We start from the raw sequence: 22,137 nt of genomic DNA, 5'->3' as shown, positions 1-22,137 counted from the left end.
ACCGCGTGCCACTTCCCCGGCGAGTAGGTCCGGACCTGCCGCTCGGTGACCTCGCCGTTCGTGGCCGCCCGGATCAGGGGGAGGTACTCGCTCTCCTGCTCCTCAAGCGCGTAGAGGTGAATCGTTCCGCCGTCCCGGCAGAGTCGGGCGGCCGCCGGGAGGAACACCGATGCGGCGAGCGGGAGGTTCATGACGATCCGGTCGAAGGGGGCAAACCCGAGCCCGGGGAGGTGGGCGGCGTCGGCGAGCACCGGGATGACGTTTCTTGCCCGGTTGAGCGCGATGTTGTGAATCAGGAGGTGGACGGCGGCGGGGTTGAGGTCCGCGGCAACGACGAGCCCGGCCCGGCGGGCAAGGGTGATCGCGAACGGTCCGACGCCGGCGAACATGTCGAGCACACGCTCCCCTTCTCCCACGAGATCAAGGACCCGCTGCCGCTCGGTCGAGAGCCGGGCGGAGAAGTAGGCGAGAGCGAGGTCGACGTCGAAGAAGAGGCCGTACTCCGTCACCCGGGTCCGGGTGGACGGGACCCCTGCAAGGACGGCGAACCGGCGGGTCCGGTACTCCCCCTCGACCGGGGTCTCCGGGAAGAGCACGGTCTCGAGGGAGGGGCGGGAGGCGAGGAGCCGCCGGGCGCCCTCCGGGTCGTTCTCCTGCATGATGGCGATCCCGCCCACGAGTTCGTGCCGGGGGAGAACGGCGCGTTCCGGCACGGCCTCGAACCTGCACCGGACGGCGCCCGGGACCTCCTCCGTCACCGGGAGGAGGACGGCATCCCCTTCGGAGTGCGGTCTGTAGCGCCGGTCGAGGAGTCCTTCCTCAAGCAGCCGGCGCCGTGTCTGCTCGGCCTCTCGCTTCGGCACCGCAAGGCACCATTGATCCTCTCGCACGTCGACCACCAGCCATCTTTAGGTATGCGATCTCATACTATTCATGGATGAGTACATCGAGAGGCTGAAAGACGGCTCCCTCAAACTCTATGCGCTTGAGAAGGAACTCCCGCCCGACGAAGCGGTCCGGGTGCGGCGGGCGTTCATCGAGGGCGAGACCGGCACCTCTCTCCCCGCAGTGGGGTCGTTCTCCATCGGGATCGACCGGGTGGTGAAGCGCAACATCGAGAACATGATCGGCACGGTGCAGGTGCCGCTCGGCGTCGCGGGGCCACTCCGGGTGAAGGGCGAGTATGCCGCCGGGTCGTACTATCTCCCCCTTGCGACGACCGAAGGGGCGCTCGTCGCCTCGGTGAACCGCGGGTGCTCCCTGATCAGCCGGGCGGGCGGTGCGGACGTGCGGATCATGCGGGACGGGATGACGCGGGCGCCGGTCTTTGCCGCCCGTGACGTCGTCCACGCCCGCGAAGTGGTCGCCTGGGTCGAGGAGCACGCCGCCGAGATCCGCGAGACCGCGCAGAGCACCACACGACATGGGGAGTTCCTTGAAGCCGTCACCTACGTTGCCGGGACAAACGTCTTCATCCGGATCGAGTTCGACACCAAGGACGCCATGGGCATGAACATGGTGACGATCGCAGGCCAGAAGGTAGGGGAGTTCATCGAGCGGGAGACCGGGGCCCGCCTCGTCGCCACCTCCGGGAACATGTGCACCGACAAGAAACCCGCGGCGATCAACCTGGTCCGGGGCCGGGGGAAGACCGTGGTCGCGGGCGTGCGGCTCACCGACGCGATGGTCGCCGACCTCTTGAAGACCAATGCGGAGACCCTCGCCGAGGTCAACTACAGGAAGAACCTGGTGGGCTCGGCGCGGGCGGCCTCGTTCGGGTTCAACGCCCAGGCGGCAAACGTCGTCGCCGCGACGTTCATCGCCTGCGGGCAGGACCCCGCCCACGTCGTCGAGGGGAGCACCGCGATCACCACCGTCGACCGGGTGGAAGGCGGGGTCTATGTCTCGGTCACCCTCCCCTCCCTCCCGGTGGGGACCGTCGGGGGCGGGACGGGGGTCGATACCCAGCACGAATGCCTCGCGATGCTCGGCGTCGCCGGGGGCGGCGACCCGCCGGGAGCCCACGCGAAGGCGTTCGCCGAGATCGTTGCCGCCGGGGTGCTTGCCGGGGAACTCTCCCTCCTCGGCGCCCTCGCGGCCCAGCACCTGGCCCGGGCTCACCAGGAGCACGGTCGGGGATAAGCGAATGCGGTTCCGGCTTCGCACCTCCGGTGCTCCCGCTCCGGTTCTCGAAACCCCACGGGTTTCCAGAACTCCGTTCCTCTGGAACGTCGTTCTACGAACCATCGCGAGTCGAAAACGCTCCACGTTTTCTCCCGCTCCTGCCGTTCCGGCAGTCGCGTCTTAGAACCGGAACCACTTCATCATAACCAGGGCATCCTCCTCGTTGGCGTAGTAGCCGGCGATCTGGAAGACCGCCTGGTAACCGAGGCGGCGGTAGAACTCCTGGGCGCCGGTGTTGGTGACACGGACCTCGAGCTGGACGCCGCTTGCACCGAGAACCGTATACTCCTGTTCCAGGCGGCGGATGAGGTGCTGCCCGATCCCCTGGCGCCGGTAATCCGGGGCGACCGCGAGGTTCATGATATGCCCGTATACCTCTTCTCCCGTGTCTTCAATGCCCCCTGCAACGAACCCGGCCAGGTCCCCGTTGTTTCTGGCCACAAAGAACGTCTCCGGGTAGTACGCGAGCGACTCCCGGAACGTTCTCTCGTCCCAGGGATCGACGAACGCTACCTTCTCGACGGCAACTACCTGCGGAATGTCTACGGGCTGCGCCCGGTGAATAGTAAGTTGAAGCGGCATCATAGTTACCGATCGCTCCCTCATGGAGTGCCTCATCTAATATAGTCTCAGAAGACAAAATAGTAGGCACATACGAGTGGCGGTAGTTATGGTTCAGATATATCGGTTTGCGGCAGTCCGTCCGGAGCGACGGTACGCCGAAGAGATTCCTTCCGTGCCCTACGATGTGGTGACGGCAGAGGAGGCCCGGGAGTGCATCGAGAAGAACCCTCTGAGTTTCCTGCGGGTCAGCCGGCCCGACGCCGAACTCCCCGACCTTCCCCCGCACGACGACCGGGTCTACCAACGGGCGCGGGAGGTCTTCCTCAGCATGCTTGAAGACGGCCTGATGGCACAGGACCCCCAGGCCGGGATGTACGTCTACCGGGCCGTCCAGGACGGCGAGGAGTTCGTCGGGCTGGTCTGCTGCGTGGGAACAGAGGACTACGAGAACCGCCGGATCCGGCGGCACGAACTCACCCGGTACGACAAGGAGGAGGACCGGACCCGGCACATCGACGTGGTCGGCGCCAACACCGGCCTCGTCTTCCTGCTCTACCGCGATCCCGGGGGGATCTTCCCCTACGTTCACTCCCTCATCGGCGAGGCGGAACCTGACGGAAGCACCACGACCGCATCGGGCGTGCTCCACCAGGTCTACCGGTTCACCGACGAGACGACCCTCTCCCGCCTCGAGGGCCTTTTTGCGAACGTTCCGGAGGTTTATATCGCAGACGGGCACCACCGGGCCAAGTCGGCGGTGAACGTTGCGGAACGGCGCCGGAGCGAGGGAAGGTTCACCGAGGAGGCCGGGAAGTTCATGGCGGTCCTCTTCGCCCACGACCGGGTCCGCATCCACGGCTACAGCCGGCTTGTTACGGACCTCGGCAACTACACCCTCCCCGGCCTCGTCGACGCGCTCTTCGCGGCGGGGTGGGAGATCCGCCCCTACAGGAATGTCGACTCCTCCGGCTACCAGATCACGCCGCTCGCGGCCGGAGACGTGCCGATGCATGTCATGCACTTCTACCTGCAGGGGACCTGGTACGAGGCCGCCCGGCCGGTTCGAGACCCCACCGACCTGATCGGGTCGCTTGACGTCTCGGTGCTGCAGAAGGATGTCCTCGAAGGGATGCTCGGCATCGCCGACCCCCGGGGCGACCCGAGGCTCCACTACATGGGCGGGGCGAAACCGCTCTCTGCCCTTGAGAAACTCGTGGACTCCGGGGAGTACGCCTTCGCCGTGGCCATGCAGCCGGTTCCGGTCGAGACGGTGCTCGCGATCGCCGATGCGAACGGCGTTATGCCCCCGAAGTCCACCTGGTTCGAGCCGAAACTCCTCTCGGGGCTCGTCATCCACACCATCGCCTGAAACCATATCACCACATTTAACCCTTTTTCCGCCCGATCATCTCTTCATGATAACGATTGCGCTCCCGAAGGGGAGCCTTGAGGCGCAGACGCTCCAGCTCTTCAAGGAGGCGGATCTCGAGGTCAGGCGAACCGACCGCGACTACAACCCCCGGATCAACGACCCCCGGATCGGGAAGGTAAAGATCCTCCGGCCGCAGGAGATCCCGCTCTACGTCCAGATGGGTTACTTCGACCTCGGGATATCGGGGCTCGACTGGGTGCAGGAGAGCGGCGCCGATGTCACAGAGGTCGCGAACCTCTCCTACAGCAAGACCGGGGACGGGAACGTGAAGATCGTGGTGGCGGTCCACCGCGACGAGCCTATCGACGAGGTCGCCGCCATCCGGCCGGAGAGCCGGGTGACGACCGAGTATCCCCGGCTCACGGAGCGGTTCTTTACAGACATCGGGGTCCCCGTCAGGCTCTTCCCCTCCTACGGCGCCTCGGAGGCGAAGGTCCCCGACCTGATGGACATCGTCGTCGACCTCACCGAGACCGGGAGCACGCTCAGGAAGAACGGGTTGAAGATCATCGGACAGATCATGGAGTCGCACACCGCGCTCCTTGCAAACCACGAGTCACTCCGGGATCCGGAGAAGCGTCGGGAGATCGAGGAGATCGCGACCCTCCTCCTCGGGGTGATCGAGGCCCGCCACCAGGTGCTCCTGACGATGAACGTGCCCTCGAGCGCGCTCGACCGCGTCATCGAGGTCCTCCCGGCCATGAAGAAGCCTACCGTCGGCAGGCTGCACGGCATCGACTACTTCAGCATCCAGACGGTGGTCCAGAAAGGGCTCGTCAACGGCCTCATACCGCCGCTCAAGGCCGCGGGCGCCGAGGACATCCTCGAGATCCCGATCGCAAAAATAGTGCGGTGAGGAGGAGATCCCTCACCCACGCCGGGAGTACTCCGTCGAGCAGGCGTAACAGACGAGTTCGCCGTCTTCGACCCGGACCCGGGACTCGGCGGTCATCTCGCCGCATTTTGCGCACGGCACCGACCGGAAGATCCGGGCCCGCTCCGGGATCTCGACGTCGACGTTTTGGATGGAGAAGAGCTCCTCTGCGGGCATATGAAGGAGAGCCTCAACGATGCGACCTGTCCGCTCATGGAACTCGGCGTGCTCCTTGTCGGAGGCCCGCCCCTGCATCACCCGCGCCCGGAGCGGCGCGAGGCCGGGGTCGAGTGAGTCGATGTTAAACGACGGGTTTGCCGCCACCCGAACCGCATCGCCGGTTCGGCGGTTGATGAACGTGAAGGCGTGCTTCCCGTAGTCCTTGAAGAAGAGGTTTCCTTTTCCAGCGGTGCATCCCGTCAGGACCTGGATGGCGTCGACGCCGCAGGCGTCGGTCTCGGCGATGGTGACGAGTTCCTCGTCCTCAGCCCGGCCGGAGCGGAGTCGCTCGAGGGCGGTCTCGGCCGCCCGGTATCCCAGCGCGAGGCCGGGGCAGACGTGACCATGGAAGGCGGCCGCTTCGGCGAACCGTCCGTGTCCTTCTCCCGGTGTGCCAGGGGATGTGATAGTACTCATTTGCTTACCCTGCACAGTCTGTTGTTACGAACTGGGGGATAAATCTTACGACACCGCGGCGGAGGCCGCAGACCGGCCCCTCCAGTATATATAGACCGGGGCGTTCCGGGCTGAAAAAGCGCACCTCCGGCGAAATGTTTTTGCCGCGGGATACCTGCACATTTCCCATATCCGGCCCGAACGGCAGAATGTTGACGGGGCATGTGAGATGGTTATATATACACCATCGCGTATAATGACTGCTCTACCTCAACAGCCGTCGGTCGAACCCGGCGGCTCGCGGCATGGAGGAGTCCTGGATGCCCCCACGATGGTCCGATGCAGTTCGAACGAAGGTCGACGATATCAGCCTTACCCGTACCGGTCGGGAGTCCCCGTGCTTTGAAAAGATACGAACCTCCGGGGGCGTTCTGGCACTTCTTGCCGCACTCTGCATCTTCTGTACCGTCTGCGGCTGCCTCGGTGCGTCCCCACCACCGCCGGGCGGCGGCATCACCCCCATCGATCTGCCGGAACCCTCGGAGGGCACGACCCTCACTGCGGCCCTTGCGGAACTCGACCTGCTCGGGGCTGAGGGCGGCCTCGACGTCACCGGCGCCAAGGTGCACCTGGTGCTCGGGACCGGCGCGGACCCGGACGGCCGGGCGACCTCCTGGGCGCTCGGCCTCCGGGACGGGGAGGAGGTCCGCTGGGTCACGTTCGGTATCGCGGGCTGGAAGGAGATCTCGCTCCCGGCCCCCCTGCCCGCGGAAGAGGTGAACCTCACCGCGGTTCTCCCCCCGGAGGAGCTTCTCGCGAATGAGACGCTCTCGGCCGCGATGACGGAACTCGGTGCCGACACGGTCGATATTGCGCTCGCCGAGGGGGTCTACACCGTCACCATCCGTTCGGACGCGGGGATGGAGACCCTCGTGTTCCGCTCGGACACCGGGGAGGTGGTCGTATAAGAACGGCGGACGACGGGGTGCTGTCGCTTGACTTCCTCGTGGGGTTCACGATCTTCATGCTCGCCCTGATCATGGTGGTGAGCATGGTGCCGGGGCTCCTTGCAGGCCTCGAGAGCAGCGGGATCGACTACGACGCAGTCGCCTACCGGACGGGGGTGATCCTCGTCGAGGACCCCGGCTGGCCGGTCTATCCCCCCTGGGAGATGAACGATCCGGATCATAAGGACGAGATTCAGCGGATGGGGCTTGCGGTCTCCAAGGAGACCCCGAACATCCTCCTCTCGGCGAAGGTGGAGAGGTTCTTTGAAGCGGGGTTCTTCGCCCCGGAGGACTACCGCAGCAAGGCGATCTTCGGCGACATTCCTTACTCCTACAATTTTTCGCTCAACATCTCAAACCCGGATGGGAGCTACGAGCTCAATCAGACCGGCGATCCCCTCCCCCCCGGCTACGGCTACATCCGCCGGGTGGTGAAGATCAAGGAGCCCGGGGTGGCGGAGATCGGTTATGACGACGACTACAATGATACCACACTTAACCCTTCGATCCCCCCGATGTTCACCGTCCGGCTCAACTTCAGCCAGCTGCTGAACCAGTCCGTCAGCGCCGCCTACCGGATCGATCCGAGGACCGATCCGGTGACGGTCAATATCAATATGACCGGGTATCTCATCGATTCCAACACGGGAGCGACGCTCCAGAACGTGACGTTCTGGAAGATGGACCCGACGAGGCCGAACCCGCGGTTCACCCGCATCCCGTTCTCGTACGACACGACGGACCCGGACCTCTACACCCTGCGCATCGACGGCACCCAGACCCCGCACTCGCTCAAACCGGACGTGCCGGTCAACTCCAATATCTCTCTGGTCCTGAACCCGGCGGCGACCTCGCTCTTCACCCTGGACCAGAACAGCATCCTGGATATCCGGTTCGTCTTCGATGACAGCCCTGATCAGCGGACCACGCTGAACGGCACCTACGACTATGATGACGATATCCTCCCCGTTCTCTCGACCGGGGTCCTGGAGGTGGCGATATGGTGAACGACGCGGGGCAGCTCTACACGATGGAGGGGATTGCGGCCGGGGTCATCATGCTCCTGACGGCGTATATCGTCGTCAGCACGACGAGCGTCTACACCGCGGGGGATACGCACATACCGGATATGCAGCTTGAGCAGCTCGGGAGCGACGTGCTGGCGATGATGGATACGCCGGATACCAACAGAGGTACGAGCGAGCTGGTCGGGTTTGTCAAGAACGGAACCAGAGTCATGATGGGAGGTAACACTCTCCGGGACAGGTTCCTCGCCGGCTGTAAGATGCGATCCGGAGACCCGGATGATAACCTCCGGGCCCAGGTCTACCTCTCCTACAGAACAACGGGCGGCAGCGTAAACACGACTCCGCTCTCCTCGCCGGACCCGGAGTTCACCGGGCGCGAGAACACGGTCCGGGTGACCCGGTGGGTGCAGTTGCCAACTGAGAAGCCCCCCGGCATACCTATTGATATGTCAAACACCCGCTCTAAAGCCGTCCTCGTGGAGGTGCTGTTATGGCGTGCATGAACGAAGACGGCCAGTGGATCGTCCTGATGGGCCTCCTCGTCGCGGTCGGGATGTTCTTCCTCGCGCTGATCATCAACCAGTCGGCGCTCGTCGGGCAGACGACCGCAGAGGGAGTGCTCGAGTTCTCGAAGAACGATATCCGGGACCTGCGGGAGGCGGTCTTCGACTACGTCAATGCCTCCACGACCCTGGCCCCCGGACAGTGTGCAGACATTCAGAAAGACATCGTCGCGATTTCCCTCGAGCGGAAGAACGCCGTGGTGAGTTTCTCGGCGGGCGACCCGCAGCACGTCTCCGGCCGCTGGCTCCACCCGGTCAAGATCCATTACAACAACGGGGTGACGGTATACAATGAGACCGTGTATTACTGAGCCGGCGAACGAGGATGGCGTCACCCGGCTTCTGGAGTATATCATCATCAGCGGCGTCTTGCTCGTGCTGATGATCGTGATGATGTTCACCGTCAACGCCGTCTTCATGGAGGGGCCGGCGGACAAGCTCCGCTACCACGCCTTCGTGGACATCGGGAACGGGGTCAGCACCCGGATCGTGGACCTCTACGTGATCGCGCCCGGCAACGGGACCATCGAGACGAAGTTCGACATCCCCGACAACGTCGCCGGGAAGGGTTACTTCGTGGACGTCGCGATGAACGGGACCAGCCAGGCGATCCAGGTCCAGGGCGGCAGCATCAGAAGCAAAGTCGCCATCGGCGGCATCGGGGCGACGAAGGGCGTCGTCGGCAACACCACCGGTGCAGGATGGAACGTGATTCAGTACGACTCAGGAGGGTTTCCCACATGACACTGAGAGTCTTAAGGAGGCGAATATCCGTGAAGATAAACGAGAAGGCGGTCTCCGAGGCGATCGGGTTTATCCTGATCCTCGGGATCGTCATCAGCGGCATCGGCCTGGTCACGCTCTACGGCTACCCGGTGCTCGTCAAGGAGCAGAGCAACACCGACGTGAAGAATATGGAGCGGGCGATGATCGTCATCCAGAACGATATGAAGAGCCTCTGCTTCAAGAACGTCCCCTACAAGGAGACGTCGCTCCAGGTGAGCGGGGGGACGCTCGCGGTGATCGGCGCCGACCCGTCGACGCCGGGATTCAGTATCTCCGCTAAGGATTTCGGGCCTATTGAGTTCCATCCCGGTGCATTAGTCTACCGCTCCGACCGCGGGACCGAGGTGATCACCCTCGAGAACGGTGCGGTGATGACGCGCCAGGAGGATGCGAGAGGTTCGGCTATGCTCGCCGAGCCACGATGGTTCTATGACGTCGACACGACAACGACCCCACCCACAACGACGTTCGTCGTCTACATCATGAACATCAGCACCGACGAACCGATGGCGAAGTCCGGGATGACGACGGTGAGGATGAGCCTGGAGAACATGACCATACACAAGCCTCCCGGTGATGCCGAAAGCGTCATAGTAGAGTACCCGGATGATGCCGATAACTCTGTAGCGTGGAAGAACTACCTGACCGGCAGTTCGCTGAAGATGGACGATTCGGGCGGCACCTACACCCGGTCGGATGTTATGAAACTCGTCGTAAAAGAGTACGAGATCAAGATCCACGGCATCTAACCTTTTTTGAACCCTCACTCACGCAGAAGAGGATACCCGCTCTCCGTCCTGCTTTTGCTGTACGAGATGAGAGGCGACGTTGCAAAAAAAGAATGTCAGAGATACCGGTTCTTCCGGAGCCACTCCACCTGGGGCCTCGTGTAGCGGTAGACGATATCGCACTTCTCGTCCTGGAAACTCCACGGGACGACGATCAGAACATCCCCCTCCCGGATCCAGACCTTCTTCTTGATCTTACCCTTGATCCGCCCGGTGCGGGTCACCCCGTCGAAACAGCGGATCTTGATATGGTTTGCCCCGAGCATCAGCTCGGCGCTTGCGAACATCTCCCGGTTCCTCTTGTTCGGCAGGCGCACGCGGACGATCTCCTCTCCCGCCGGCCCTCCATTGGATTCGGGTTTACGCTTCGTGGCATCCGTCAGATCATCAACCCCATATTCCAGAGTGTTTGGTCCCTTGCGTGTCCAATTTATACACCTGCTGACCTTATCAACTATTCTCCCGGGAATGTGGAGGCGACCGCAACGGCCGGTGGTCCTGCCTGTTCGGTCCGGTATCCGGGGACGATCGCCCGACACCCGGGACCACCACCGGGACGGTTATGTATGATGCCCGGGATCACTTCTCAGAAGACCCATGGCGTGCTCGGACCCGCCGCGCGGGATCTACCTCACCTACTTCATCCAGGGGCTCATCCTCCTCGCCGCAGCCTCCAGCATCACCGCAGGCGAATACTTCCTCGGGTTCTCGGCCGGCTTTGCCTTCCTCCTGACGATGGCGCCGACCCTCATGACGCGGAACCTGCGCCTCTGCCTGCCCTGGGAAGTCAACCTTTTCGTCGCCGTCTCCCTCTACCTCCACGTCATGGGGCACGTCGCGGGCTACTACATCAGCCTCGCGCCCTACTACGACAAACTGACCCACCTCGTCTCCTCGGCCACCATCGCGCTCATCGCCTTCTTCATCGTGGCCCTCGCCGACCGCCGGGGGGAGGTGCGGCTGACGATACCGGTCGCCGTCGTCTTCATCCTGATCACGACGCTGGCAGCGGGGGCGGCATGGGAGATCTACGAGTTCGTGGCCGACGAGGTCTTCGATACGGGCCTCCAGCACGGGAACACGGATACCATGGTCGACCTGATCATGGACCTCGTCGGTGCGGCGATCGTGGCCGTCTTCGCCGCTATTGCTCTTTCGCGGGCAGAGGGACAGCAGTTTATCCGGTTCTTCGCCGAACTGCCCCCCGATGTGATGCCGGCCGACGTCGTGAGCGATCCGGTCGATCAGGTTCATGGCCGGTGATCCGCCCGGCGCCGACCGGCCGGATTCTATTTATATTCATGAGGGCGAATAAAATATAGTGACCCTGAAGGCCCCGGACACACGACACCTGGCGTTGTTCATGCTCATCCTGCTCCCGTCCATGACCGGCTACATGGCCTGGGAAGCACGCGCCGTCGACGTGACCGTACTTGAGATCGACGGGGCGCCCGAAGGCATCGTCTATATCACCGACCCCCACGTCCGGCCTTCGAACATCGACCACGTCCGGGAGGTGATCGCCGAGGTCAACCGGCTAGACCCGTCGATCGTCCTGATCGGCGGCGACTTCGTCACCGGCGAGGAGTCGGACTTCGCCGCCCAGGAGGTGTGGCGGTCGCTCGATGCACCGACCTACGCCGTCCTCGGGAACCATGACTACCGTGTGGGGACCGACGGCACGGCGGGCATTGAGAAGATGCTTGCCGTCCGGACCCTGGTCAACGCCCCTGTCGCCGGGTATGATCTCTCCGCCTTGAACGACGGCTCCGCCGATACCGCGTTTGCCGACGGGCTCGCGGGGACGCTCGAAGAGAATGGCGTCCACGTCCTCAGGAACGACTACGTTCAGGTCTCCGCCGGGGGCGAAGAGGTCGTCATCGTCGGGGTCGACGATGGCTGGGCCGGGATGGCGGACCCGCCCGACGTCCCGGCGACCGACACGTTCACCATCTACCTTGTTCACGAACCGTCCTGCCGGGCCGACTGGGGCGCCGACCTCATCCTCGCCGGCCACACCCACGGCGGGCAGTTCCTCTTCCCGGTCGTGGCGCAGTTGAACGACTACGGCGTCGTCGAGCTCGCGGGGATGTTCGAGACGAACGGGACGCCGACCTACATCTCCCGCGGGGTCTGCAGCGCGGACGTCGCCGGGGTGGACCTCCGGTTCAACTGCCCGCCCGAGATCGTCCTGATCAACCCGACCGACGAGCAGCTCCAGGCCATCGCCTGACCGCCTACGGTTCGAGGATCGCACGCGCCCGTTCGGCGATCAGCAGCGTCTCCCGGAGGGAGAGGCCCGCATCGTGGGCGATCGTTGCAGCATCACCGTAGGCGACCTGTTTTGCCGTGAGGATCCCGGCGGCGGCGAGCCGGGTGGAGACCGACGGGCTCACCCCGCTGACGATGGTGACCGGGTAGGACCCGGTATCCTCGATCATCGTCCGGAGGTTCTTCTCCTCGGGGTAATCCCACCCGATATGCCCGATCCCCCGGCAGGTCGCGTAGCGTTTTGCGTGTTCAGAGAGTTTGGTGTTGCAGACGATCAGGGCACCGTCGATCGAGACGGAGCACCTCCCTGACCGGAACCCCTCCTGGAGGTCCTCGACGATCGCCCGGGCGATCCGCCCTTCGTCGAGGCCGGTCATCCGGTGATGGTTCGCGTGGTGCTTCACCTCGACGAAGAACGTGATGGCGTCCCGGTAGGCGATGGCGTCCACTTCGTGCTCCCCGCACCGGCCGGCAAGGATGCACCCGGTCTCCACGCGGTAGCCGTGCTCCCGGAGGAGGACCCGCACGAACTCCTCGAACTCCGGTTTCGGGCGGAGGAGGGCGAGCGCTCTCCGGAGGTTGGTGCGGTGGGCAACGGCAGGGCGGACAGCCCTTGCGCGGGCGCGGATCATCCGGAGGACCGCCGCGGTCCTGACCCCGTCCAGCACCTCCTCCTCGATTTCGCCGGCGATCCGGTCGGCATCCTCCTCGCCAAGGCCCATGTTGCGGAGTGTCCGCCGCACCCTCCCGGAGTCGAACGGCTGCAGGGTGCCGTCGGCCTTCGTGACATGCTTCATCAGGTACGAATACTTGGCACCGGATAAGAAAAGCGTTCGCTCCTGTCCTTCCGAGAAACGGCGCCCACCAGGCGATCGAGGTGACCCGGAGCCTGTCGATCGACGATAGCCCCGGGACGGAGGTCCGCAAGGTCGATGAAGAGCAGGGCGACCCGGTTGCCGCCCCGGGGGCGTAAGGTAGGGAGATGGTTGAGCACGTCCGCCCCATACCACCGGTTCCGGCCGGGCTTGCTCTTATCGTCTCCCGCGTCAAAGAGGTATTTGAGAGAATGGAAACGTTACAACGCCCGGTCATCCTGATCCTCGGCGCAGGGGCCGTCGGCCTCGCGGTCGCCGGGAGGCTCTCGGGAGTGGCGGGGGTCTACGCGGCCTGCCGGCCGGTGCACGCCGGCGCGATCCGGGACCGGGGCCTCGTCATGGAAGGGATCTGGGGAGACGGCACCGTCAGGGGGGTCATCCCCGTCTCCGCGCCGGAAGAGGTCCCCCCCGCGGTCGACTTCGTCGTCATCACCGCGAAGGGCACCGACACCCGGGCGGTCTGCGAGGAGTATGCCGGTATCATCCGTGGCCGGCCGACGGCAAGCCTCCAGAACGGCATCGGAAACGAGGAGATCATTGCAGACTACACCGACACCGTCATCGGCGGGACCGTGACGACGAACTTCGCGGTCGTGGGCCCGGGACACGTCCGGGTCTCAAGCGAGAGCGCCCCGATGCGCCTCGGGGCCTGGTCCGCCGGGGCTGGCGAGGCTCCCGGCCGCCTGATCGAGATCGTCCGGTCCGCCGGCATCCCGGTCGAGGCGGACGCCGATATCCGGTCGGGAAAATGGGCGAAGGCTCTCCTCAACATCGCGGTGAACCCGCTCTGCGCCCTCCTCGCGGCCCCGGTCGAGGTGGCCGCCGACGGGAACATCCGCGAGACCGTCGCCGCCCTCATCCGCGAGACTTTCGCCGTCGCCGGCGCCGAAGGGGTGCGGCTTCCCTGGGCAACCGCCGACGACTACCTCGCTCACCTCTTCTCGGTGCAGGTGCCCGACTTCGCCGCGGTCTACCCCTCCATGTACTACGACCTCCGGCTGGGCCGCCGAACGGAGATCGACCTCTTGAACGGCTACGTCGCGCGCCTCGGGGAGCGGCACGGCATCGCGACGCCGCACAACCGGTGCATCGCCGGCCTCGTCCGCTACGCTGAGGCGCACCCGGTGACCCGGTGAGGGGCGCTCACTCCCCGGCCAGTTTCGCCGCGAGCCGCCGGGCCGCCTCCCGCGCCTTCGCCTCGGTCCTCCAGAGCCCGGTTTTGCCGACGGGTCTTCCTTCCCGGTCGTAGAGCTGCACATAGTAGCCGCCGTCCTGGCGGGCGAACCGGACCTCGCCGAGGATCCCCGGGCCGTACTCCTGCATGCCCTGATCTTCTCGACGCTGGAGATATGAACGTTCCGCGCCCCGGTCACCAGGCCTATATGGGAGGAGTGTAGACAACCCGTGCGGGGTGAACGTGATGATACTCATCGTGTACTACTCCTGGCAGGGGCATACGGAGAAGGTGGCGGCGACCCTCGCGAAGCGGGTGGGGGCCGGGCTTGCCGAGATCAGGCCGGTCGCTGAGGTAGGGATGTTCAGGAAGGGAATGATGTCGATGCTTGGAATGCGGGCGCCGATTCAGCCGGTGCAGGCGGACCTGGCCGACGTCGATCTCCTGGTCGTCGCAACCCCGGTCTGGTCGCGGAAGATCCCGCCCTACGTCAACGAGTACCTCTCCCGGGTCACGAACGGCCGGGGAAAACCTTTCTCGGTCCTCGCTGAGATGGGGGGATCGGGGGGCGAGAACGCCATCGCGATCGTGAGGAAAGCGCTCGAAGCAAAGGGGATGCGGTTCGTCTCCTCAACTGTGACACTGGAGAGCGACGTCGATGCCGGGCGTATCGACCGGACGATCGAGGAGTTCGCCCGGACGATCGCGAAGGCTCCCGTGCCGGCCGTGTAAGCGGGGCCCGGCGCCCCTCACAGCGTCAGCGGTATCCCGAGGAGGTGCAGCACCACCGTGATCAAGACGCCGAAGACACCGCCGATTGCGCAGATGAGGACGGTGATCAGGTTGATCGGGATATCGGGCCGGCCGACGAGGCTCATCAGGTTGAGGAGGTTGATGAGCCAGAGCAGGATCACGCCCACGACGGCGTTGATGATGAGGCCCGTTACGCTCTTGACCAGCTTATAGAGGACATACGCGACGACGATGACCAGGATCAGGGCAAGGAGCGCGGTGAACAAGCTCATACTGCCCGTTTGGTGCGCCCGGTATTGAATCTTTCCGGGGGCGGCGGCACTCAGAGGTAACCGAGCGCTTCAAAGACCGGCTGGAGGCAGACCCCGTTGCCGGTCTTGACGCACCGGATCCCCGGGACGCCTTCATAGGCGCCCATCGTCCGGCCGTCGCCGAGCTCGACCCAGTCGTGGACGGCGATACCCTTCCCGAAGACCTCTACGTGGAGGGCGTCGGTCCGGAACGTCCCTGCGTCCCAGACCATCAGACCGTGGACCGGCCGGGCCGGGATGCCGTTGGAGCGGAGGACCTCCGCCCTGAGGAGCGCAAGGTCGGTGCAGTCTCCCGCCCTGCTGGTGAGGGTCGCGTTGAGGCCCACCGGGAAGAGGCGGGGGGTGCCGTCGACACAGGCGAACGTCGCCCGGTCCACCCGGTCGATGAGAGCGTCGGGGGAGGGATCCGCCGTGGGTGTAGAGAGAGCCGCAAACCGCTCGACCGAAGCCTCCGGGGCGGCACTGAGACCGGGGTCACCGGATCCGCCGTCGTAGACCAGGTGCCCCTGGGCGAGGAGGACGGAGAGGAGAAAGATCGCATGAATAGTGCTCCAAATCACGCTGTTGACTCAATATATTTTAATGCAACACAAAATATATCAGAGTATCTATTTTGTCACGGGCGGTTCCCGGGGAGATATGCCGTATCGCCGCGGCACCGGGAGGGAGCACCGCAAGGAGCCTCCGGGAAAGAGAGATCGTGGTAAGAAACCGGGGTCCCGGAAGGGATGCAGAACGAGCCCGGTCACCGTGACGTACGGGGGCCGGCGATATGCCGCGCGGCGAGCGCCGCGGTGGAGAACGCGGCCTGGATGTTGTAGCCCCCGGTATCGCCGTCGATATCGAGCACCTCGCCGATGCAGTAGAGCCCTTCGACGGTCTTCGACGCCATCGTTTTTGGGTTGATCCCCTCGAGGGCGACCCCGCCCCTCGTCGCCATCGCCTCATCGAACCCCCCGAGCCGGGCCACGGTGAACGGGAACTCCGCAAGGGAGGCGGCGATGGCGTTCCGGGCCTTCTTCGGGAGCCGGGCGCAGGTCTCTCCCGGCAGGACCCCGACGATCTCGAGCAGCCGCCGGACGAACCGCTCCGGGAGGGAGAGGTCGGCGAGGACGGTCTTCACCTGCCGGGCCCCGCCCGCCGCGACCGCGTCGGCGACGCGCTTTCGCACCTCCTCCGCGTTCATCCCGGGAAGGAACGTGACCCGGAGTTCGTCGCCCGGGAGGAGGGAGCGGGAGAGGTCGAGTATCCCCGGGCCCGAGAGGCCGGTATGCGTCAGCAGGAGGTCGCCGGTCTGCCGGCGGACACGCTTCCCGCCCCGGTAGACGGCGAGGGCGATATTCGCAAAGGATATCCCGGCCAGGTCGGCGAACGGATAGGCCCCGACGTAGACCGGGGCAAGCGCCGGGGCAACCTCCGTGACCGGCTGCCCGAGGGCCCGGGCGAAGGCGTAGCCGTCCCCGGTCGAGCCGGTGGCGGGGTAAGAGGCTCCCCCGGTGGCGATGACGAGCACCCCGGCCCGGACGGCCGCCTTCTCCGTCCGGACGATGAATTCATCGCTCTCCCGTTCCACGGTCCGAACCGGTTCGCCGCACCGGAGGTCCACCCCGCGGGCGGCGCACTCCGCGAGGAGGACGGCGAGGACGTCGGCGGACCGCCGGGTCTCCGGGAAGACCTTCCCCCCGGGCTCGGCCTTCATCGGAAGGCCGCGAGCGGCAAAGAAGGCGATGAGGTCCCGGTTCGTGAAGTTCATCAGCGCGGGCCGGAGGAACGCCCCGTGGTCGCCGTAGTGGGTGAGGAAGCCGGCGATCTCCCCGTCGTGGGTGATGTTGCACTGCCCCGACCCCGCGAGCAGGAGTTTTCGCCCCGGTGCAGGTTTCTTCTCGAAGAGGACCACGTTCCGCCCTTCCTCTGTGGCCCGGAGGGCGCAGAAGAGCCCGGCGGGGCCTCCCCCGATGATTACGACGGTGCTGCTCACGGTATACCGTGCTTCCTCCGGGAGCATCAGCATTGGGGTGCGCTACATGGATATAGGTCGGGGATGTAAGGGAACGCCACCATGGATAACGGCTGGATCGTTCTCATCGGGGGAGCCGTCGTGCTGCTCCTCATCGCCCCCGCGGGGGCCGTCCCGGCGCCCGCCGACGTCCTCGTCACGGATGCCTCCGGCATCACGACGACCGTCGAGACCTCCGCCCGGGAGCAGGAGATCTCGGTCGCGAACCCCTCCGGGGTCGACGGGCTTGCGGTCGCCTTCAACGCCACCTACCTCCCGGGGATGCGGCCGGACTTCGCCGACATCCGGTTCGTGGACAGGAGCGGGACCGCCATCCCCCACTGGACCGAGAACGTCACTGACGGCGCTCACGCCCGCGTCTGGCTCGCCCTCCCGGCGAACGCGACCGCGATCACCATGCTCTACGGCAACCCGGCAGCCCGGGACGCGAGCGATCCCGACGCCGTCTTCCTCTTCTTTGAGGACTACGAGCGGGGCAACCTCTCGCGGTGGTCGTTCTGCGGTTCCAGCGCCATTGTCCAGTCGGGGGTCGTCCGCGACGGCGCATACGCCGGAGATATCAACGTCTCCGAGCCCGACCTCCGGCACCTCGCGAACAACCGGGTCTGCCTTGCGAACATCTCCTCCGGGCCCATCGTCATCGAGGGCGACTTCCGGGTCAGCGAGTTCGGGCGGTGGTGCGGCTCGGGCTACCTCCAGGCCTGGAACGAGACCGACCGGCTCTACGCCTTCCACCTCCGGAACGGCTCCATGCAGCACTACGACGGCACCCACCGGAACTTCTCCGCCGATGCCCGGGCAGAGACCGATACCTGGTACCACGTCAAAGTCATCCTGGACCCCCAGAACGCCACCGAAGACGCGTGGGTGGACGGCGAGCACCTCGGGCAGGCGCCGCTCCGGTTCGCCGACGGAGCGCCGGTCCCGGCCGGGACGGTCTTCACCGACGTCGCGCTGATCGGGTCGTCCGCATGGGCCTCCGGCGACCCGCACCACTTCTACGCCGACAACATCGTTGTTGGGAGGTTTTCCCCCGTCGAACCGGTGCTCTCCTATGGAGGGAGCTCATAAAGGGGGCGAAAGGCATGCGATCTCTCGCCGTCATCGTCGCCGTCCTGCTCTGCAGCGCCGGGTGTGCGGCCCCCCCGCTCCAGGAGCCGACCGTCACCGTCGAGAACGTCACAGTCGAGAACGTCACCCTGCAGAGCGTCGACCTCTCGCTGCAGGTCACCATCGAGAACCCCAACCCCATCGGCGCCACCCTGAACCGGGTCGCGTTCAACGTCTCCTTCCTCGACGATGGGCAATGGGTCTTCCTCGCGCACGGGGAGCGGGGAGGGTTCTCCGTCCGGCCGCGGGGGACGACCACCGTCTCGATCCCGGTGACCGTCGATAACCTGCGGCTTGTCCAGGCGCTCCTCCAGGGTCTCTCGAATGGGGCGATCACGCTCCGGGTGAGCGGAACGGGCGTCTTCGACTACGGCATCGCGACCTTCGAGGTCCCCTTCGACCGGACGACGGAGGTGCAAGTGGCCTGATCAGGGGCCTGGACCTGCCGCCCCCCGGACAGCGAGGAGCCTTCGCACCGCGGTGGCGTTCGTGCCGACCGCGAGGAGGATGAGCGCCGGGAGGATGAAGCCGGTGACGAGGCCGGCGATGATGACCGCGAGCCGTTCCGGCCGGGCGAAGAGGCCGGCCCGGCACGCGATCCCAAGCCCCTCAGCCCGGGCCCGTGCATAACTGACCATCAGCGACCCGATCGCGGCGGCGAAGGCGGCCTCGATGCCCCAGGGGGTTCCTGCTCCCGCGTAGTAGACGAGGAGCCCGGCGTAGACCGCCGCCTCGGCGTAGCGGTCCAGGAACGAGTCGAAGAACGCGCCGAAGATTGAAGTGGCGCCGGTCACCCGGGCGAGCGCCCCATCGAGCGCGTCAAAGATGCACGACGCGGCAACAGTGACTCCGGCAAGAAAGAACGATCCTGAGGCGCAGAGGATGCCGGCACCGGCCATCCCGAAGAACCCGAGCAGGGTGAGGGTGTTCGGGGTCGCCCCGGTCCAGGCGACGAGGCCTGCCACCCGAGCGAGCATCCCGTTCGTCCTCGCCCGGAGATGCTCCTCGATCACCCGGCCCGCTCCCCGGGGAGGAGAACCGCAAGTGCCCCCGACCGATCCATGGCGGGGAATCGTCGTTCTCAGAGATAAGGGTGTCTCCGGGCGACGGCACCATAATGATTATATTTATAATAATTATATCAATAATCACTATGAAGTTTTATGGCAGGGAGCGGGAACTCCAGCTGATGGAGCACCTCTACGCCCGGGCCCCCTCCTTTCTCGTCGTCACCGGCAGACGAAGGGTTGGCAAGACCGAGCTGATCAGGGAGTTCTGCAGGGGAAAACCGGCCCTCTACTTCTATGTCGATGCGAACAAGAGTATCGAAGCCCTCATGGAGGAGTTCTGGAGGTTGACGGCAGAGGCGCTCGACCTCCCCGCCTACATCAGGGCCGACACTCCAGAAGCACTTCTGGAGTTCCTCTTCTCCTACGATCAGCCCCTGATCGTCGTCTTCGATGAGTTTCAGCGGTTCCTCAAGATCCACCCCTCGTTTATCTCCCAGATGCAGCGGTTCTGGGACACAAAGAGGCAGAACGCGTACCTCTTCATCATCGTCTCGGGTTCGTCGGTCGGGATGATCCGGGAGATCTTTCTCGAAGGAAACGCCCCCCTCTTCCGGCGGGCCGACAACATCCTGACGCTTCGTCCGTTCGGCCCCCGGGAGTGCCTTACGATCCTCGACGACCTGGGTGTCCGGGACCCGGCAGAGCAACTCGACCTCTACCTCCTCTTCGGCGGGACGATCTACTATTACACCTTCCTTGAGAAGTATGAGTGCACCGACCTCGATAGCGCCCTCGATCGACTCATCCTGAACGACCTCGCTCCCCTCCGCCGGGAGATGAGTGATGTTGTGATCGAGGAGTTCGGGCGGGAGCACGCGACCTACTACGAGATCCTCGCTGCTATCGCCATGGGGAAGAGAACCCAGAAGGAGATTGCCGACGTTGTTCGCCTCCCCCCGACCTCGCTCCCCCCGTACCTGCACGACCTTGTCGACCTCCTCGGGGTCGTCGATTACCGGGTCCCGGTCACCGAGCGGGGAAAACGCTCGAAGATGGGCAGGTACGTCTTTGCGGACAACTTCTTCCGGTTCTATGCGCACTACATCTATCGGAACATGAGCCTGTACGAGAGCGGCCGCTTCGACCTCTTAAAGGACCGAATCCTCCGGGAGTGGCGGGGTTTCTCAGGCCTGGCCTTCGAGGAGATGTTGCGAATCCTCCTCGCCCGTGACCTCGAGAAGGGGTACGAGGAGATCGGCCCCTGGTGGAATCGCCGGGGGGACGAGATCGACCTTCTCGCCCTTGGCCCGGAGGGGAACCTCGCCGTCGAGATCAAGAACCGCGACCTCTCGCTTTCCGAGGCGCACGGCATCCTTGCCACCCTGGAGGAGAAGATACCTCTCGTGAAGGCCCTTGTCCGGCCGACGACCACCGGCATCGCTGCCCGCACCATCGAGGGCAAGGCAGCGCTTCGGGCCGAAGGATTCTACGTTGCGGACCTCGAAGACCTCGGGATCGAGAGGTAGCCCCCCTCTCCCGGGGGACCGGGAGAGGCCCGCGTAAAAACGGAGCGGGTTACCGCGTCCCGCCGCAGGTGCAGGTGCAGCCCGCCGGTTTCCTGGCGGCGACCTTGATGCTCACGATGCTCTTCTCAAGCGACGCCCTCCCGCCCTCATTGAGGGCCACGCCCTCGAGGATCGCGGCGAGGTCCGGCTCGCTCACGATATGCTCGAGCGGGAAGACCGTCTCACCCTGGACCGTGACCTCCGTAAAGCCCGCACCGGCGATATGGCCGAGGTATTCGGTCTTGAGCAATGCTCCTGCAACGCAGCTGTTGTAGAGGAGCGCCGAGTCCCGGACCTCTGCCGGGAGCGGTGCCGCGAGCACGATGTCGGAGACCATGAGCCTCCCGCCGGGGCGGAGGGCCCGGAACGCCTCTCGAAAGACCTGCGGTTTATCGGGGGAGAGGTTGATGACGCAGTTCGAGATGACCACGTCGACCGAGGCGTCCGCCACCGGCAGGTGCTCGATCTCGCCGAGGCGGAACTCCACGTTCGTGCGGCCGCCGCGCTTCGCGTTTTCCCGCGCCTTATCAAGCATATCGTGCGTCATGTCGACCCCGATGACCCGGCCCGCCGGGCCGACCCGTTCCGCCGCAAGGAAGGAGTCGAACCCCGCCCCCGACCCCAGGTCGAGGACGACCTCCCCCTCCCGGAGAGAGGCGAGCGCCACCGGGTTGCCGCACCCGAGCCCCAGGTTCGCGCCCTCCGGCACCTGTGCGAGGTCTTCCTCCGAGTAGCCGAGCCCGAGACTCACCGAATCTGCCGTCATACCGGTGCCGCAGCACCCGGTGCTGCACCCGCACCCGCCCTGCCGGGCAACCTGCCCATAGGCGGTGCGCACCTGTTTGTGAATGTCTTCCTTCTTCATATCGATACCTCCCGGTCAGTCCTGTTCTCCTCTGCCTGCGAGATCTTCCGCCATGGGAGAGAGCAGCGTCGTCACCATGCCGTTGAAGTGGCTCGCCTTGATCAGCGTGATGCAGCAGACGTCCCCTTCCTTCTCCCAGAAGACGACCGCAAGCCGGTCGCCGGGTGCGATCCCCGCACGGTCGCGGATCTCCTTCGGGAGTACCACCTGCCCCCGTGCGTCGACGCTCACGACCGCCTCGATCGTGCAGGCCCCGGCGCAGGAGGACCTTCGCTCAACGTTTGGAGTATCTTCCATACTGCTCACGGATCAGGGTTGGCACCCTGAGCATATAGACATTCTGAA

28 protein-coding genes are annotated in these 22,137 nt (G+C 65.0%); 16 read left to right on the top strand and 12 right to left on the bottom strand.

Annotated features, from left to right (window positions below; genetic code table 11):
• Nucleotides 1-890, bottom strand: an 890-nt coding sequence (locus tag BRA49_RS05400) for a class I SAM-dependent methyltransferase (protein ID WP_394339105.1), incomplete at its 3' end; no start/stop codon positions are given.
• Between the two features lie 43 nt (nucleotides 891-933).
• Here BRA49_RS05400 and hmgA point away from each other — a divergent pair.
• Nucleotides 934-2,142 carry a hydroxymethylglutaryl-CoA reductase (NADPH) gene (gene hmgA / locus BRA49_RS05395; RefSeq protein ID WP_292384169.1) on the top strand — a complete coding sequence of 403 codons (1,209 nt, stop codon included), beginning with the start codon at nucleotides 934-936 and terminating at the stop codon, nucleotides 2,140-2,142.
• 162 nt (nucleotides 2,143-2,304) lie between these two features.
• Here the strand turns inward: hmgA and rimI are convergent, their stop codons facing one another.
• Nucleotides 2,305-2,769 carry a ribosomal protein S18-alanine N-acetyltransferase gene (gene rimI, locus BRA49_RS05390; RefSeq protein WP_292384167.1) on the bottom strand — a complete coding sequence of 155 codons (465 nt, stop codon included), beginning with the start codon at nucleotides 2,767-2,769 and terminating at the stop codon, nucleotides 2,305-2,307.
• 85 nt (nucleotides 2,770-2,854) lie between these two features.
• Between rimI and BRA49_RS05385 the strand changes: the two genes are divergently transcribed.
• Nucleotides 2,855-4,117, top strand: a complete 1,263-nt coding sequence (locus BRA49_RS05385; protein WP_292384165.1) for a DUF1015 domain-containing protein — start codon at nucleotides 2,855-2,857, stop codon at nucleotides 4,115-4,117.
• Between the two features lie 46 nt (nucleotides 4,118-4,163).
• Complete coding sequence (gene hisG / locus BRA49_RS05380) at nucleotides 4,164-5,036, top strand: ATP phosphoribosyltransferase (RefSeq protein ID WP_292384163.1); 873 nt, start codon at nucleotides 4,164-4,166, stop codon at nucleotides 5,034-5,036.
• A 12-nt stretch (nucleotides 5,037-5,048) separates the two neighbouring features.
• Here the strand turns inward: hisG and BRA49_RS05375 are convergent, their stop codons facing one another.
• Nucleotides 5,049-5,690 (bottom strand): FmdE family protein, encoded by a 642-nt coding sequence (locus BRA49_RS05375; protein ID WP_292384161.1) that lies wholly within the window; start codon nucleotides 5,688-5,690, stop codon nucleotides 5,049-5,051.
• A 299-nt stretch (nucleotides 5,691-5,989) separates the two neighbouring features.
• On the opposite strand from BRA49_RS05375, the gene BRA49_RS05370 reads away from it, so the two are divergent.
• From BRA49_RS05370 to BRA49_RS05345, 6 genes are read left to right on the top strand one after another with little or no spacing between them, the layout of a single operon-like run.
• Entirely contained in the window at nucleotides 5,990-6,637 is a 648-nt protein-coding gene (locus BRA49_RS05370; protein WP_292384159.1) for a hypothetical protein, read from the top strand.
• A 17-nt stretch (nucleotides 6,638-6,654) separates the two neighbouring features.
• Complete coding sequence (locus tag BRA49_RS05365; RefSeq protein ID WP_292384157.1) at nucleotides 6,655-7,683, top strand: DUF7287 family protein; 1,029 nt, start codon at nucleotides 6,655-6,657, stop codon at nucleotides 7,681-7,683.
• Nucleotides 7,677-8,207, top strand: coding sequence for a DUF7288 family protein (locus BRA49_RS05360; protein WP_292384155.1), 531 nt, complete (start codon nucleotides 7,677-7,679; stop codon nucleotides 8,205-8,207). Before BRA49_RS05365 ends, BRA49_RS05360 begins: the two co-directional genes overlap by 7 nt.
• Nucleotides 8,195-8,578 (top strand): hypothetical protein, encoded by a 384-nt coding sequence (locus BRA49_RS05355; RefSeq protein ID WP_292384153.1) that lies wholly within the window; start codon nucleotides 8,195-8,197, stop codon nucleotides 8,576-8,578. Before BRA49_RS05360 ends, BRA49_RS05355 begins: the two co-directional genes overlap by 13 nt.
• Nucleotides 8,559-9,011, top strand: coding sequence for a hypothetical protein (locus BRA49_RS05350; RefSeq protein WP_292384151.1), 453 nt, complete (start codon nucleotides 8,559-8,561; stop codon nucleotides 9,009-9,011). The genes BRA49_RS05355 and BRA49_RS05350 overlap by 20 nt, the downstream gene beginning before the upstream one ends.
• Before the next feature lie 29 nt (nucleotides 9,012-9,040).
• Nucleotides 9,041-9,802, top strand: coding sequence for a DUF7289 family protein (locus BRA49_RS05345; protein ID WP_292384150.1), 762 nt, complete (start codon nucleotides 9,041-9,043; stop codon nucleotides 9,800-9,802).
• A 95-nt stretch (nucleotides 9,803-9,897) separates the two neighbouring features.
• On the opposite strand, the gene eif1A is transcribed toward BRA49_RS05345, so the two are convergent.
• Complete coding sequence (gene eif1A, locus BRA49_RS05340) at nucleotides 9,898-10,224, bottom strand: translation initiation factor eIF-1A (RefSeq protein WP_292384175.1); 327 nt, start codon at nucleotides 10,222-10,224, stop codon at nucleotides 9,898-9,900.
• Between the two features lie 214 nt (nucleotides 10,225-10,438).
• Between eif1A and BRA49_RS05335 the strand changes: the two genes are divergently transcribed.
• Both BRA49_RS05335 and BRA49_RS05330 read left to right on the top strand, forming a co-directional pair.
• Nucleotides 10,439-11,104: a hypothetical protein gene (locus BRA49_RS05335; protein ID WP_292384148.1), complete on the top strand. Its 666-nt coding sequence runs from the start codon at nucleotides 10,439-10,441 to the stop codon at nucleotides 11,102-11,104.
• 58 nt (nucleotides 11,105-11,162) lie between these two features.
• A complete protein-coding gene (locus BRA49_RS05330; protein WP_292384146.1) occupies nucleotides 11,163-12,074 on the top strand; it encodes a metallophosphoesterase in 912 nt (303 codons plus the stop codon).
• Nucleotides 12,075-12,078: 4 nt separating this feature from the next.
• Here the strand turns inward: BRA49_RS05330 and BRA49_RS05325 are convergent, their stop codons facing one another.
• Complete coding sequence (locus BRA49_RS05325) at nucleotides 12,079-12,909, bottom strand: restriction endonuclease (protein WP_292384143.1); 831 nt, start codon at nucleotides 12,907-12,909, stop codon at nucleotides 12,079-12,081.
• 185 nt (nucleotides 12,910-13,094) lie between these two features.
• Between BRA49_RS05325 and BRA49_RS05320 the strand changes: the two genes are divergently transcribed.
• On the top strand, nucleotides 13,095-14,123 hold the full coding sequence (locus BRA49_RS05320) for a ketopantoate reductase family protein (RefSeq protein WP_292384142.1): 1,029 nt from the start codon (nucleotides 13,095-13,097) through the stop codon (nucleotides 14,121-14,123).
• Nucleotides 14,124-14,130: 7 nt separating this feature from the next.
• Here the strand turns inward: BRA49_RS05320 and BRA49_RS05315 are convergent, their stop codons facing one another.
• Entirely contained in the window at nucleotides 14,131-14,310 is a 180-nt protein-coding gene (locus tag BRA49_RS05315; protein ID WP_292384141.1) for a hypothetical protein, read from the bottom strand.
• A gap of 97 nt (nucleotides 14,311-14,407) precedes the next feature.
• Here BRA49_RS05315 and BRA49_RS05310 point away from each other — a divergent pair, with 97 nt between their 5' ends.
• Nucleotides 14,408-14,893 (top strand): flavodoxin family protein, encoded by a 486-nt coding sequence (locus BRA49_RS05310; RefSeq protein WP_292384140.1) that lies wholly within the window; start codon nucleotides 14,408-14,410, stop codon nucleotides 14,891-14,893.
• A 17-nt stretch (nucleotides 14,894-14,910) separates the two neighbouring features.
• On the opposite strand, the gene BRA49_RS05305 is transcribed toward BRA49_RS05310, so the two are convergent.
• From BRA49_RS05305 to BRA49_RS05295, 3 genes are all read right to left on the bottom strand, one after another.
• A complete protein-coding gene (locus BRA49_RS05305; protein ID WP_292384139.1) occupies nucleotides 14,911-15,186 on the bottom strand; it encodes a pro-sigmaK processing inhibitor BofA family protein in 276 nt (91 codons plus the stop codon).
• Nucleotides 15,187-15,236: 50 nt separating this feature from the next.
• The gene (locus BRA49_RS05300) at nucleotides 15,237-15,785 is read right to left on the bottom strand and encodes a transglutaminase-like domain-containing protein (RefSeq protein WP_292384138.1); all 549 of its coding nucleotides are present in this window, start codon (nucleotides 15,783-15,785) and stop codon (nucleotides 15,237-15,239) included.
• 185 nt (nucleotides 15,786-15,970) lie between these two features.
• Nucleotides 15,971-17,203 (bottom strand): NAD(P)/FAD-dependent oxidoreductase, encoded by a 1,233-nt coding sequence (locus BRA49_RS05295; protein ID WP_292384137.1) that lies wholly within the window; start codon nucleotides 17,201-17,203, stop codon nucleotides 15,971-15,973.
• A gap of 81 nt (nucleotides 17,204-17,284) precedes the next feature.
• Here BRA49_RS05295 and BRA49_RS05290 point away from each other — a divergent pair, with 81 nt between their 5' ends.
• Complete coding sequence (locus BRA49_RS05290; protein ID WP_292384136.1) at nucleotides 17,285-18,313, top strand: DUF2341 domain-containing protein; 1,029 nt, start codon at nucleotides 17,285-17,287, stop codon at nucleotides 18,311-18,313.
• A 14-nt stretch (nucleotides 18,314-18,327) separates the two neighbouring features.
• Complete coding sequence (locus BRA49_RS05285; RefSeq protein ID WP_292384134.1) at nucleotides 18,328-18,780, top strand: LEA type 2 family protein; 453 nt, start codon at nucleotides 18,328-18,330, stop codon at nucleotides 18,778-18,780.
• On the opposite strand, the gene BRA49_RS05280 is transcribed toward BRA49_RS05285, so the two are convergent.
• Nucleotides 18,781-19,365, bottom strand: coding sequence for a CDP-alcohol phosphatidyltransferase family protein (locus BRA49_RS05280; RefSeq protein ID WP_292384133.1), 585 nt, complete (start codon nucleotides 19,363-19,365; stop codon nucleotides 18,781-18,783).
• A gap of 140 nt (nucleotides 19,366-19,505) precedes the next feature.
• Between BRA49_RS05280 and BRA49_RS05275 the strand changes: the two genes are divergently transcribed.
• Nucleotides 19,506-20,888 (top strand): ATP-binding protein, encoded by a 1,383-nt coding sequence (locus BRA49_RS05275; RefSeq protein ID WP_292384132.1) that lies wholly within the window; start codon nucleotides 19,506-19,508, stop codon nucleotides 20,886-20,888.
• Nucleotides 20,889-20,937: 49 nt separating this feature from the next.
• Here BRA49_RS05275 and BRA49_RS05270 read toward each other — a convergent pair whose 3' ends face one another.
• On the bottom strand, nucleotides 20,938-21,792 hold the full coding sequence (locus tag BRA49_RS05270; protein ID WP_292384130.1) for an arsenite methyltransferase: 855 nt from the start codon (nucleotides 21,790-21,792) through the stop codon (nucleotides 20,938-20,940).
• A 15-nt stretch (nucleotides 21,793-21,807) separates the two neighbouring features.
• Entirely contained in the window at nucleotides 21,808-22,089 is a 282-nt protein-coding gene (gene hgcC / locus BRA49_RS05265; RefSeq protein ID WP_292384128.1) for an HgcAB-associated protein HgcC, read from the bottom strand.
• Nucleotides 22,090-22,137 lie beyond the last annotated feature (48 nt).

Source organism: Methanoculleus sp. UBA430 (assembly GCF_002506585.1).
GTDB lineage: Archaea > Halobacteriota > Methanomicrobia > Methanomicrobiales > Methanoculleaceae > Methanoculleus.
This window is presented reverse-complemented; position numbering and strand designations above follow the sequence as displayed.

Excerpts from the sequence above, each read along its gene's own strand:
- hmgA (WP_292384169.1), top strand. The coding sequence starts at position 934 with ATGGATGAGTACATCGAGAGGCTGAAAGACGGCTCCCTCAAACTCTAT.
- rimI (WP_292384167.1), bottom strand. The coding sequence starts at position 2,769 with ATGATGCCGCTTCAACTTACTATTCACCGGGCGCAGCCCGTAGACATT.
- BRA49_RS05385 (WP_292384165.1), top strand. The coding sequence starts at position 2,855 with ATGGTTCAGATATATCGGTTTGCGGCAGTCCGTCCGGAGCGACGGTAC.
- hisG (WP_292384163.1), top strand. The coding sequence starts at position 4,164 with ATGATAACGATTGCGCTCCCGAAGGGGAGCCTTGAGGCGCAGACGCTC.
- BRA49_RS05375 (WP_292384161.1), bottom strand. The coding sequence starts at position 5,690 with ATGAGTACTATCACATCCCCTGGCACACCGGGAGAAGGACACGGACGG.
- BRA49_RS05370 (WP_292384159.1), top strand. The coding sequence starts at position 5,990 with ATGCCCCCACGATGGTCCGATGCAGTTCGAACGAAGGTCGACGATATC.
- BRA49_RS05360 (WP_292384155.1), top strand. The coding sequence starts at position 7,677 with ATGGTGAACGACGCGGGGCAGCTCTACACGATGGAGGGGATTGCGGCC.
- BRA49_RS05355 (WP_292384153.1), top strand. The coding sequence starts at position 8,195 with ATGGCGTGCATGAACGAAGACGGCCAGTGGATCGTCCTGATGGGCCTC.
- BRA49_RS05350 (WP_292384151.1), top strand. The coding sequence starts at position 8,559 with ATGAGACCGTGTATTACTGAGCCGGCGAACGAGGATGGCGTCACCCGG.
- BRA49_RS05335 (WP_292384148.1), top strand. The coding sequence starts at position 10,439 with ATGGCGTGCTCGGACCCGCCGCGCGGGATCTACCTCACCTACTTCATC.
- BRA49_RS05325 (WP_292384143.1), bottom strand. The coding sequence starts at position 12,909 with ATGAAGCATGTCACGAAGGCCGACGGCACCCTGCAGCCGTTCGACTCC.
- BRA49_RS05320 (WP_292384142.1), top strand. The coding sequence starts at position 13,095 with ATGGTTGAGCACGTCCGCCCCATACCACCGGTTCCGGCCGGGCTTGCT.
- BRA49_RS05315 (WP_292384141.1), bottom strand. The coding sequence starts at position 14,310 with ATGCAGGAGTACGGCCCGGGGATCCTCGGCGAGGTCCGGTTCGCCCGC.
- BRA49_RS05310 (WP_292384140.1), top strand. The coding sequence starts at position 14,408 with ATGATACTCATCGTGTACTACTCCTGGCAGGGGCATACGGAGAAGGTG.
- BRA49_RS05305 (WP_292384139.1), bottom strand. The coding sequence starts at position 15,186 with ATGAGCTTGTTCACCGCGCTCCTTGCCCTGATCCTGGTCATCGTCGTC.
- BRA49_RS05290 (WP_292384136.1), top strand. The coding sequence starts at position 17,285 with ATGGATAACGGCTGGATCGTTCTCATCGGGGGAGCCGTCGTGCTGCTC.
- BRA49_RS05285 (WP_292384134.1), top strand. The coding sequence starts at position 18,328 with ATGCGATCTCTCGCCGTCATCGTCGCCGTCCTGCTCTGCAGCGCCGGG.
- BRA49_RS05275 (WP_292384132.1), top strand. The coding sequence starts at position 19,506 with ATGAAGTTTTATGGCAGGGAGCGGGAACTCCAGCTGATGGAGCACCTC.
- BRA49_RS05270 (WP_292384130.1), bottom strand. The coding sequence starts at position 21,792 with ATGAAGAAGGAAGACATTCACAAACAGGTGCGCACCGCCTATGGGCAG.
- hgcC (WP_292384128.1), bottom strand. The coding sequence starts at position 22,089 with ATGGAAGATACTCCAAACGTTGAGCGAAGGTCCTCCTGCGCCGGGGCC.